General features: G+C 72.0%; 8 protein-coding genes. 4 read left to right on the top strand and 4 right to left on the bottom strand.

Annotation, left to right across the window (positions count from 1 at the left end; translation table 11 throughout):
- Positions 1–25 precede the first annotated feature (25 nt).
- The 4 genes from IEZ03_RS16290 to IEZ03_RS16275 all read right to left on the bottom strand — a co-directional run bounded on the left by IEZ03_RS16290 (position 26) and on the right by IEZ03_RS16275 (position 5,569).
- Positions 26–1,456: an MFS transporter gene (locus IEZ03_RS16290; protein WP_221480678.1), complete on the bottom strand. Its 1,431-nt coding sequence runs from the start codon at positions 1,454–1,456 to the stop codon at positions 26–28.
- A 543-nt stretch (positions 1,457–1,999) separates the two neighbouring features.
- Positions 2,000–3,340: a hypothetical protein gene (locus IEZ03_RS16285; RefSeq protein ID WP_184883631.1), complete on the bottom strand. Its 1,341-nt coding sequence runs from the start codon at positions 3,338–3,340 to the stop codon at positions 2,000–2,002.
- The gene (locus IEZ03_RS16280) at positions 3,337–4,893 is read right to left on the bottom strand and encodes an FAD/NAD(P)-binding protein (protein ID WP_184883633.1); all 1,557 of its coding nucleotides are present in this window, start codon (positions 4,891–4,893) and stop codon (positions 3,337–3,339) included. Before IEZ03_RS16280 ends, IEZ03_RS16285 begins: the two co-directional genes overlap by 4 nt.
- Positions 4,894–5,125: 232 nt before the next feature.
- Entirely contained in the window at positions 5,126–5,569 is a 444-nt protein-coding gene (locus IEZ03_RS16275; protein ID WP_184883635.1) for a hypothetical protein, read from the bottom strand.
- 478 nt (positions 5,570–6,047) lie between these two features.
- Here IEZ03_RS16275 and IEZ03_RS16270 point away from each other — a divergent pair, with 478 nt between their 5' ends.
- From IEZ03_RS16270 to IEZ03_RS16255, 4 genes are all read left to right on the top strand, one after another.
- Complete coding sequence (locus IEZ03_RS16270; RefSeq protein ID WP_221480679.1) at positions 6,048–7,121, top strand: MalY/PatB family protein; 1,074 nt, start codon at positions 6,048–6,050, stop codon at positions 7,119–7,121.
- A gap of 375 nt (positions 7,122–7,496) precedes the next feature.
- The gene (locus IEZ03_RS16265) at positions 7,497–8,642 is read left to right on the top strand and encodes a transposase domain-containing protein (protein WP_184883639.1); all 1,146 of its coding nucleotides are present in this window, start codon (positions 7,497–7,499) and stop codon (positions 8,640–8,642) included.
- A 648-nt stretch (positions 8,643–9,290) separates the two neighbouring features.
- A complete protein-coding gene (locus IEZ03_RS16260; RefSeq protein WP_229808330.1) occupies positions 9,291–10,316 on the top strand; it encodes a ParB/RepB/Spo0J family partition protein in 1,026 nt (341 codons plus the stop codon).
- A gap of 401 nt (positions 10,317–10,717) precedes the next feature.
- Positions 10,718–11,749, top strand: coding sequence for a DUF1702 family protein (locus tag IEZ03_RS16255; protein ID WP_184883643.1), 1,032 nt, complete (start codon positions 10,718–10,720; stop codon positions 11,747–11,749).
- The last annotated feature ends 67 nt before the right edge of the window (positions 11,750–11,816 follow it).

Below are 11,816 nucleotides of genomic sequence, written 5' to 3'. Positions count from 1 at the left end.
GCGCCCCCCGCCCGGCACCGATGACTCAGGGCTTGGACGGCTCCTCACTCGACGGCTCCCCGCTGGACGGTTCCTCACCGGCGGGGGCCTCGGCGAGCGCGGTGCGCGGCTTGGCGGTCACGTTCTCCAGCAGCGCCAGTACGGCCACGGCGGCGACGGCGAGCATGGCGGCGCTGATGAGGAACGCCAGCGAGTACCCGTCCGTCTGCGCCACCGCCGGCGGCACCCCGGTGCCGATGCGGTCGCCGGCGTAGTTCAGCGCGCTGGTGAGCAGGATGGACAGCCCGAGCGCCGAGCCGATCTGCTGCATGCCGGTCTGCACGCCGGAGCCGAGGCCGGAGTCCTCGGCGGTGACCTGGTGCAGCGCGCCGTTGATCAATCCGGGCAGGCAGACGCCGGTGAACAGCCCGACGATGATCAGCCCCGGCAGCAGGCCGCCGACGTAGGCGGAGTCGGAATCGATGAAGCTCGCCACGAACATCCCCGCGGCGGTGCCGAAGAAGCCGATGGTCAGCACCACCTTGACGCCCAGCCGCGGCATGAGGGCGCCGTTCAGCCCGACGCCCGCGCCGAACGCGATGCCGAGCGGCAGGTACGCCAGCCCCGTGCGCAGGGCGGAGTAGTCGAGGATCTGCTGCATGTACAGGGTCAGCATGAAGGCGTAGCTGACGAACACCGCGAACAGGGCCGCGGTCAGGACGTTGGACGTCACGCGCGTGCGGTTGGAGAAGAACCGCAGCGGGATCAGCGGATCGGGGGAGCGGGACTCGGCGGCGACCATGAGGCCCAGCAGCGCGAAGCCGCCGAGCAGCGGCAGGAGCACCTGCCACGAGCCCCACGAATGCGACGAACCGTTCAGCACCCCGTACACGATGGCGAGTGAGCCGCCGGTCACGGTGACGGCCCCGGCCACGTCGATCCGGTGCTCCGCGCGGGCCATCCGGCTCTCCGGGAGGACGCGCGGCACGAGCAGCAGCGCGATGAGCACGACGGGGATGTTGATGTAGAAGATCCACCGCCAGTCCACGTCCGTGAGCAGTCCGGAGATCACCGGGCCGAGCGTTCCGCCGAGGCCGCCGAGGCCGCCCCAGATCCCGACCGCCTTCATCCGCTCCCGGGGGTCGGGGAACAGCAGCGGGATCATGGCGAGCGCGGCCGGGCCCGCCAGCGCCTCACCCATGCCCTGGGCGAACCGGCCGGCGACCAGCATCGACGAGGAGACGGCGGCGCCGCACGCGGCCGACGTCACTCCGAAGACGACCAGGCCGACGATGAACATCCGGCGGCGTCCGAAGATGTCGGCCAGCCGGCCGCCCAGCAGCAGGAACCCGCCGGCCACCAGCACGTACCCGTTGGGGACCCACGACAGGCCCTGGTAGGAGAAGTGCAGCTCGCTCTGCATCTCGGGGAGGGCGACGTTCACCACGGTGGCGTCGAGGACGAGCATGAACTGCATCGCCGCGAGGACGGCTAAGGCCTTCCACCGCCGCGGGTCGGGTACGGCTGCGGCCGGAGCCGGATCACGTGAATCGGAACCTTTGCTGCCCACTGGCCTGGTCCCTCCCATCTCGGAGCGCGTGCACGGTGAACACGAGGGTGTACGTGGGTCACGGGCGTACGTGCCCGTCCGGCGGGCGGGGTGCCGCCTCGTCGCAGCCGCCACGGGCCGAAACCGTCCGTACACCTGTTATTGGGGGATATGGCGGAGGGAGCTGGGATGCGGTTCGCATTCGTCCTGCGCGATGCGTTCCGGATCCGCCTCCGGGACATTGCGCACTGATATCCAGATATTGCACAAATCGTGCGTTGTATCCTGGTCAGCGCGCTCGGCTCGCGCTTTCACCGAGGTGGCGACCGCTGCGGACAATGAAGAAGCGCGCCGAATTCTATCACCGTTCGTAATACGTGAAAAGCCCGCTGTACTGCGAATATGCGCGGTCGCCGAGTGCCCACTCCGCACCGGCGGCACCGGCGCCGCCCGGTGCGCACCGGAGTAGGGCTAATCGCCGGAGGTGCGCCGGGCACTCGGTCCCCCCGGCGGTGCTGACGTGGTAGCAGCCAGGGAATCGGCCGTTTCGTCCGGTGGCATCGACGCGGCACGCGAACCGTGCGCGGCCGGGCCGGGGTCGGCGGGCTGATACGGGCTCTCGTACCGGATCCGGTACGGCCCGATCGTGAACTCCGCACCCGGGGCCAGCCAGGCGACCTCGCCCGGCGCGACGTCCACGTGCTCGCCGTCGGGGAGCTCCAGGGCGATCCGGTGGACCCCGCTCGACACGCCGGTCCGCCATCCGGACGTCCGGACATCGCCGAGCGCGGACGCGGCGGGGATCTCCTCGCGGTGCCCCGCGGTGAGCGCCCCGGTCTCCTCCACCAGGCCCAGCCTGACCTCCCCGTCGAGGACGTGCATGGTGCCGTCGTCGAAGACCAGGACTCCCAGCGGAGGACGCCGGCCGAGGGTGCGCGTGCCGTTCGGCTGCTGCAGCGGCCTCCCGCATGTCCCGCAGTACCGCGACCCCGGACTCCCGAGGTGACCGTGGCCGCACATGCCCCCGTCGACCAGATCTCCGTCGAGCGGGTTCCCGTCGAGCAGGTTCCCGTTCGGGGCGGGCGCGGGGCTTCCGTTGCCCCGGACGGTTCGGGGGGAGCGCGCGAGCGCGGCGATCTCCGTGCTCGGTGACGTCTCCCGCACCGGGATCCCGGCGCCTTCCGCAGCGCGGAGTTCGGGCCGGGCGCCGGGTGCCGGGACGCCCTCGAGCCGGGACCGCACGACCCGCCCGCCCTCGAAACGCCACCGAATGAGGATCACGCGGAGCGGGCCCTGGCCGGCCAACCACATGATCAACCACGTCGTGGAGATATGGACGATGAAGGCGGGCAGAAATGGTGAATCCCAGAGCCCCCAGCCCGAGGTGTCCAAGGGGCCCAGCATGTCGGGCGTCGGATCGAACATGCCGGGCTTGGGACCCGCGATTCCGCCGTTGTGGAGATTGAGCATGTCCGGCGACGGGCCCGACATGACCGGGAAGAAGAGGTTCACCAGGAGCCATGCGAGGGGCGCCTCGTTGAGAATGGTCAGCAGGCCGAAGACCGAGGGCCAGTCCTTGTCCCAGCGCCGTTGCTGCAGGCGGTGGTAGAGGTGTTCCCACACCAGCCCGTAAACGGTCGTCAGCAGGAGACCGGTGAACGCGATCGCGTACCGCATGCCGACCGTCCACATGCTCGCCGTCACCCCGGCGGGATCGGGCAGGAACGGCGCGATCAGGGCCGTCCACAGCACCCCGACCGTGGCGGCCAGCAGGATCCGCGTCTGGATTCGGCCTATCAGTGTGGGAGTCATGGCGCCCGGTGGGCCAGCCACTTGACCCAGGCGGCGGCCGAGCACGCCGGGCCCAGCGGCGTGCACACCCCCCGCGCCGCCAGGTCGTCGCAGATGAGCTGCGCCGCGTCGACGAGCCCCGCGAACGAGTCGACGGTCGCGAGGTGGCCGCCGCGCGCGATCGCGCCCGAGGCGTAGAGGCGGCCCGGCCCGTCGGCGAGGCCGCCGCCGGGGCCGCGGACTTCGAAGTGCGGGCCGACGTCGAGGCCGCCCGCGGCGTTGACGCCGGCGCAGCCGCTGTCGACGAGGTCGGCCAGCAGCGGGTTGTCCCGCAGCCGCGGGCTCATCCCGGTGCAGTCGATCAGGAAGTCGACGTCCAGCCGCAGCGGGCCGTCCCCTCCGGGGCGGGCGACGAGCACCCGCACCCCTTGCCGTGGGGACGGCTCCAGCAGCGTGATCTCGCCGCCGAGCGCCCGGTAGCAGCCCGCCGACCGGGCCCTGTCGAGCTGGCGGCGCCAGAGCCGCCGCCTGGCCGTCGTCGCACCGCCCATCGCGGCGATCCATGCCGAGCGCTCCGCGGCGGTCATGGCGGCCAGCTCTTCCCGCTGCTGTCCCGAGGCCGCCGACTTCGGGAAGCTGAACGCCTGGTAGCGCCAGCCGTGCTCGGTGGCGGGTCCGGGGCCGTGCCGGCCCGGCGGCCGGGCGTCGAGCTCGCGGAACAGGTGCAGGATCCGCACGTCCCGGCCGGAGCGGTCGCGGTCCTCGATCAGCCGCTGCAGGACCCGGGACGCGGTGATGCCGGCGCCGCGGAGCAGGACCGTCCCCGCCCGGCGCCGCAGCACCTGGTAGACGTGCTCGTGCGGCTCGTAGGCGTTGACGGCGTTGAAGTACTCCCCGTGGCGCAGCCGGTACCCGATCAGCTCGGGCGCGTAGCCGAGCGCCGGGTACCCGGTTCCGAGGTGCAGGTGGCGGGTGCGCAGCACGTACGGCGGCGAGTGGTCGGCCGGGTGCACCAGGCAGAAGAACCCGCCTTCGGTGCGGCGCCTGATGAGCATCGCCTGCCCCGGGACCAGCATGGAGTACCAGCCGATCCGGTCCGCCTCCCGGTCGAGACCGCGGGCCACCTGGCGGGGCGACGGGTTGTAGAACTCGGCGCCCACCGGCTCGGTGAGCACCTTCCACAGCGGCCGGAGGGTGCGGCGGCCGATCGCCTCGTGCAGCGCGTACCCCGGGAACCCCCAGACGTTGTCGGCCCGCGCCCCCGAGTCCGAGCGCAGCGGGTCGTCGTCGCGGATCTGGCTCGTCCTGATCAGGCGGCCCAGGTTCTCGAAGGGCCGGCGCTGGGGGCTGACGACCCGGATCCGCGCCGCCGCGACCCCGCGGATCCGCAGCGCGTCGACCACGGCGAAGCCGGCCAGGCCGCCGCCGACCGTCACGAAGTCCGCGTCCTCGGCGCGGAGCCCGGCCGCCGCGACCGACTCGTCCGACCAGGCGGACGCGGCGCGCGGCTGGCCGGGCGCGGACGCTCCGCCGCGCGCGGGCCCGGTCACCGGGCCGGCGGTGGGGCCGGGCATCAGATCCCGACCCCCCGCCGCGGACCGGGCCGCCGGTGCCCACGGGTGCCGATTCCGGAAGCCGCGAAGGCCCCTGCCCGCCACACGGCGCGGCGGCGGCCTCCGCCCTGCGGCGGAGAACTGGAAGAACTGGCTGTGGTCATCGGCGCACTCCTGGCTTCTCTGCATCCGGCGGCGGCCGGCGGACCGGCGGGCCGCGGGCATGCCGCGCTCCGGGACGAGGGCGTCCCGGCTAGTCGGTCAGTGACTCCATGAGCTTCGTCAGTCCGCTGACCATGTGGGCGTAGTCGACCAGGCGCTCGTGGATCTCGGTGTGCTCCGCGGTCCGGTCGCCGAGTTCCACGGCCAGGACCTCGATGAGCCGGTCGAGGTTGTTGTGGGCGATGCTCACGGGGAAGTGCGTGAGCGGGGTGGTCAGCCGCGGGTCGGCGGTCGGCGGACCGGAGTCGATCCGGCCGTCCGTGCCGGACGCCTCGCGCCACGACCGCTCGACCGTGAGGTCGTAGCGGCGGAAGGCGTCGAAGTAGTACGGGCGCCAGCGGTCGCGGAGCTGGGTCGCCGTGATGGCGTCGTCCAGGAATTCGGCGGTCGCCGGTATGACGGTGGCGCGGTACTCGGCCAGCAGCGGGCCGATATCCGGGGGGCCGGCCTGAACCTGGGGGGCCGTCATCGTCATGGTGGTCTCCTATCGTGGGCTGGCGGCGGGCTCGCCTGGCTTTCAGGCAAACACTTTAAGAAGGGATAATCAATGGGCTTGAAGCGCGCCGCTCCGTGAGCGGAGATAGGCTCGGACTGGCAGGAAGATGGGCCGTCGGCACCGATTGCCGATCGGCATGGCCGCGCGGTGACTATCCGTTTCAGGAGTGTCCGGCGGCGGCCGGGCCCGGGGTGCTCAACCGCGTTCTTTTCGAGGTTGAGCGGCCGGTCGGCCGACGGCGGCGGCTTGTGCGGTCCGGACGCCTGTGCACAACTGGACGTGCAATGAAGCGACCGCTAATTTGGTAGCCGGCCAGAAGGGCTGGGCGATGCGAGAACCTACTGCCGTTGCGGCTGACTGCGATTTCGAGGACCTGGACATCTCCTGGCTCCGGCGCAAGGAGGGTGTCAAATGGCGCCGGGTCGGGCGCGATGTGCTCCCCGCCTGGATAGCCGACATGGATTTCCCCGTGGCGGAGCCGATCAGTGCGGCCATAGCCGAAACGGTCGGGCGCGGGGATCTCGGATATCCGACCTGGTCGAACTGGATGGGCGCCAGCCCGCTGGCCGAGCCCTTCACGCGGCGGATGGCCGAACTTTACCACTGGCGGCCGCGACCCGAATGGGTGCGCAACTTCGGTGATGTGGTCCAGGCGATACAGGTCGTCCTCCAGCTGACCACCCGGCCCGGAGACGCGATCGCGCTGCACACGCCGAACTATCCGCCGATCCTCAAGTCGATCACGATGATGGGGCGGCGGGTGCTCCCGAGCCCGCTGGAGCGGAGCGGCGACGGCTGGGCCTTCGATCCGGACCGGCTGGAGCGGGAGGTGGCCGGAGCCGGCTGCCGCACGCTGATCGTCGTGAACCCGCACAACCCGACCGGACGCGTCTACACGACGGCGGAACTGGAGGCCCTCGCCGGGATCGCCGCGCGCAACGACATGCTGGTCATCGCGGACGAGATCTTCGCCGACCTGGCCTACCCGCCGCACCGGCACGTCCCGCTCGCGTCCCTGGGGCCGGACATCGCCGCCCGGACGGTCACCCTGACCTCCGCGACGAAGGCGTTCAACATCGCCGGCCTGCGCTGCGCGGTCGCGCACGTCGGCCCGGCCGGGCTGCGGGAGGCCCTCGACGGCCGCCCGCCCGACTACTTCGGCATCGTCGACGTGCTCGGCGTGGAGGCGACCAGGGCCGCGTGGGACGAGGGCGGCCCCTGGCTGGCCGCGCTGATGGACCACCTCGCGGCGAACCGGGACCTGGTCGCCGGCGCCCTGGCGGCCCGGGCCCCGGGCATCGGCTACCGCCCGCCGCAGGCGACGCACCTGGCCTGGCTGGACTGCCGGAGTCTCGGGACCGCGACCGATCCGGGGGTCTTCTTCCGGGAAAAGGCGAAGGTCGAGCTCAGCTCGGGCGAAAGCTACGGGCCGGGCGGGACGGGATTCGCCAGGCTGAACTTCGCCACCTCCGCCTCGATTCTGTCCGAGATCCTGAACAGGATGGCGGAAGCCGTCGCCGACGAGCGGTAGGCGCCGCTCTCCCGGTGGACTACTGCTCGGGTCACATGATCACCCCGAACCGACGTCCAATTTCGCAGCGGTTACCGCGGTGAACCGATCCGGCATTCCGCGGAGCGGATGTGCGCTCTGGCCTGAATGATCTCCAGAGTCGGGTAGTCGAACGCCCGAAGTTTCCCCGGAGCTCACTCGCGTCCCGATTTCGTGTCGCGCAAACGTCCACGTGGCTCACCGCACATCTGGCCACAACTTGCCCTTGACTGCCCAAAAGACATCTTCACTTGGGCGGTGACGTGCACGAATGGCTCACGCGCCGAGACCGGGCCGAGCGAATCGTCCTCGGAAGATCACGGTTCACGAGTGGCGCCGCCGAGCAATATCGTTTACATGGCGAGGCCCCCGCAGGTCGGCGACCTGCTCGCGGACCGGATTGCCGTTGGTGTACTGACCAGCGGCTTTCCGCCGGAGCTCGTCGATCGCGTGGTGGACAGGTTCGGCGTGCGGGAGCGGCGCACCCGCGCGCTCCCGGCCAGGCTCATGGTCTATTACGTGCTGAGCATGGTCGTGTTCTTCCACCTCGGCTACAGCGAGGTCTGGGACAGGCTGGTCGCCGGGCTCAGCTGGGCGCACCCGTTCGCCGCCGTGCCGCCGCGCGGGATGCCGCCCACCCCGGCCGCGATCACCTACGCCCGTAAGCGACTCGGCTGGCGGGTGATGGCCGTGCTGCTGGAGGAGGTGAGCCGGCGGGACGTCCAGGGGGATCCGGGACGCCCGCGCGTCGGCGGGATGCGGCCGGTGGCCCTGGACCAGGTACCGCTGCACGTGCCGAACACGCCCGGGAACGTCAGCGTGTTCGGTCACCCGCTCGGCGGCCGGGGGGCCGGTCCGCTCCCGCAGGTCCGCGTGGTGGCGCTCGCCGAGTGCGGGACGTCCGCGATCCTCGGCGCGGGCATCTCCGGCACGGCCTCCGACGGAACACCGCTGGTCCGCCGGCTCCTGCGGAAGCTGGCCCCCGGTGACCTGCTGCTGCCGGGCGGCGCGGGCTTCCCCTACGACCTGCTGGAGGAGGTCATCGCGGCCGGCGCGCACGTGCTGTGCCGGGCGGGGCCCGAGGAGGAGCTGCCGCGGCTGGGAACGCTCCCGGACGGGACCTACCTCTCCCGCCTCGCGGTCCCGGACGGCTCCGGCGGCTCCGTCGCCGGCCTCGTGGTCCGCGTCATCCCCGGCACCGCCGAAGGCGGGCCGGGGGCGCAGGACGCGGGGCGCCCCCTGGTGACCGACGTCCTCGATCCCGGAACGCTGCCGGCGGCGGCGGGCGGCGCGGCGTACCGCTCCCGCTGGCGCCTGGAGGACTGCTTCAGCACGCTCGACCTGCTGCCACCCGAGGGAGCCGCGGTGACGCTGCGGTCCCGGGACCCGGACCTCATCCACCAGGAGGCGCTCGCCATCCTCTGCTGCTACCAGGCGGTGCGGCTCCTGGTCGACGACCGGTCGGCCGACCGGAGCCGTTCCCCGGCGATCCCGTTAATTTAACGCCATTGCGGTCTCTACAGGTCGATACAGGTTGATACCAGTTCAGACCGGTGGATGCCGGACGGTGTCCGGCCGTTCGGCGGTGCCCCGGCCCGCCGGTCCCGCGCATCCTCGCCGCCGCCGCGCCGAAGCCCGGCCGGGCTACCGCCGAAGAGGCCGCCGGCGTGCCCTGCCCCCGGTCCGCCACGGGGATCAGGCGGGCTCGCCAAGGTGATCTACCTGCGCCTGAACGGCCCGGCCCCCTGCCGTCGCCGGGGTGGTACTCGAGGTACAAGCGTGACATGAAAAAACCCGTGGGCCGCTTCCCATATCCCTGGTCCACATGAGTCACATCCGGCGCCGCAGGCCATTGCGGCTCAGCAGGACCAGGAAGCGGCGGATCATGCCTGCCAGTGGCCCGGTGGCTAACTTAAGACCCTTTGGCCAGGGGGACACGGCAGGTCCGAAAAAGGCGCTGGTCACGGGTTCCGCCCGGCAACGGCCCTGCGCATAATCGCTGTGGGCTCGCGAGCAAGGCGTCAAGGTCTTGGAGGGACGATGACATTGTCCAGTACCGAAGCCGGCCGCCCGATTACCCGACCGCCCGCCGGGAGAAGGAGGGACTCCCCGGCGAACCGCGAAATACGCCTCCAGGTGGAAGGTCCGGTCGTGGAGCCCGCCGGAGCCGAAGAGCCGGCCCCGTTTTCCGCCTCCGACCCGGACTTGCAGACCGTTCCGCTGAGTGCGCTTTTACCAGCCGACTCGCCCCGGCTCGCGGGGGAGGACGAGAAGCACACGCGCCGGCTCATCGAGATCGAGGCCGAACTGCCGCCCATCCTCGTCCACCGCGGCACCATGCGGGTAATCGACGGCATGCACCGCCTTCGCGCCGCGCACGCGAGCGGCAGGAAGGAAATCCGGGTCCGCTTCTTCGACGGCGACGAAAATGAGGCATTTCTGCACGCCGTCAGGGAGAACGTCACGCACGGCCTCCCGCTCAGCCTGGACGACCGCAGGGGCGCCGCCCGGCGGATCATCGCCGCCAACCCGAACCTCTCCGACCGCGCCATCGCCGGGTGGACCGGGCTGTCGGACAAGACGATCAGCGCCCTGCGGAAACGCTCAAGCGCGGAAACCCCGCAGTCGAGCAAGCGCATCGGCGTGGACGGCCGGGCCCGCCCGCTGAACAGCACCGAGGGCAGGCGGCGCGCGATGGAGTTCCTCACCGCCCACCCGGACGCCTCGCTGCGGGAGATCGCCGCCGGCGCGGGCATCTCGGTCGGCACCGCCCATGACGTCCGCAAACAGCTGCGGCGTGGCGAAGACCCTATCCGCTCCCACCCGTCCGGTGCCAGGCCGTCCGGGACCGCTCCACCCGGCCCTTCCCCGGCGTCCCGCCAGGTCATCGCCGTGCGGCGGCCCGCCCGCGACATCGCCGGCTTCGATCCCGGACCGCTGCTGGAGAGCTTCCTCCAGGACCCGGCGATCCGGCAGTCGGAGTCCGGCCGCGGCATGCTCCGGTGGCTGCACAAGCACGTGGTCCGCGAGGCGGACGTCGAGCAGCTCGTCGACGCGGTCCCGCCGCACCGCGCCGACTGCCTCATCACCTTCGCCGAGCACTGCGCGGGGGTGTGGCACTCCATGGCCGACCGCCTGGCGGCCAAGCAGCACCTGCACGACAACCCCGGCGCCTGACAAGGCCGCCGCATTGGGCCGCCCGACCGGGCCGCCTCGCTCCCTCCCGCCATCATCGGACCGGCACCGGAACGCCGGACCGGAACCCTGCCGGCCGGTGCCCGGGAGCCGGTGCATTCAACCCGTGATCGGCGGGGAGATAAGTGCCGGATTCGGCCGCGCCCGCGTCTCAGGATCGCGGCGCGGCCGAAGCCGCCGGCCCGCTCGGATCGTCCCTTAAGGCTCTGAATGGACGACCGGCAATTGCGTTGAGATCCAGCTTCCTGTTCGCCTGCCGTGATCGAGATCGGAGGCTCGAAAGGGTGCAGATAATTCGCCGGGGGCAACGTAAAATCGCCCGGTAAGTTGTTGTGGTCAGTCGGCCTCAGGCAGCGAACGATCTCCACGTTTGAGAGAAATCGATGACTTTCGCCACGGGACGTGCCCTCCATAAAATGCTGGCGCCGCCGCCGACCGAGGTCACCTTTGCGGTGCGCGGCTTCCATACCGGGCAACCGCAGGCCCGCGACTATCTGGAGCAGATCGGCCGCTGGTTCCTCACCGGCCTGGAATACGGCATGACGGTGCCGGGAGAGCACGAGATCGCGGCCCGCCTGGAAACGGTCGCGCGGGAGGGGCGCGGTTTCGCCTATGAAGGCGCCTCAATGGCGCTGGCGATTCTCGACGGCCTTCTTCCGGGCCGCGGCGGACGCCTGCACAGGTTCATCGCCGGCCCGGCGGCGCACCATGTCTATACGGCGCATATCGGGGCCGGCTGGGCGCTGGCCCGGCTGCCGGCCCCGCTGCGGCCGCGGGTCCGGCTCGGCGATCCGCTGCTGCGCCGGCTCGCCCTGGACGGTTACGGCTTCCACGAAGCCTATTTCCGGACCCCGGTCGTCGTGGGGGAGCAGCGCCCGCCCCGGATCCTGCGGCGCGGTCCGGGAACCGCCCGCGACGCCGCGCACGTGGTCGACCAGGGGATAGGCCGGGCCCTCTGGTTCGTCAGCGGCGCCGACGTCGACCGGCTGGCCGGGACGATCGACGGCTTCGCCCCCGCCCGTCAGCCCGATCTGTGGGCCGGCGCGGGACTGGCCGCGACGTACGCCGGCTTCCGCGGCGCGACCGGCCCCGCCGGCGGGGAGGAGGACCCGGCCGCGATCCGGGCGGCCGAGGCGTCGCTGCGCGAACTGGCCGCCCGCGCCGGCCGCCACCTGCCGGACGCGGCCCAGGGCGCGGCGTTCGCGGCCAAGGCCCGGGAGCGGGCGGGCGTGGTCACTCCGCACACCGTCGCGGCGGTGCGGGCGCTGTGCGGGATGGAGGTCGCGGAGGCGGCGCGGTGCACCGACGAGGCCCTGCCCGCCGACCCGGCGGCGGCGGACGCCTACCAGACCTGGCGCCGCCGGATCCGCCGCCGCTTCGCGGAGCTGCCCTCCCCGGCCCGACCCGAATCGTGAAGGCGCCCGGAGCTGCCGATGGGGCGCGTCCGGAAACGCCGCGGCCCCGCCGCCGGCAAGGAACGAC

This window comes from Actinomadura livida, from assembly GCF_014648675.1.
Classification (GTDB): Bacteria; Actinomycetota; Actinomycetes; order Streptosporangiales; family Streptosporangiaceae; genus Spirillospora; species Spirillospora livida.
The sequence above is the reverse complement of the archived record's forward strand: the minus strand, read 5'-3'. Positions and strand labels throughout refer to the sequence as shown.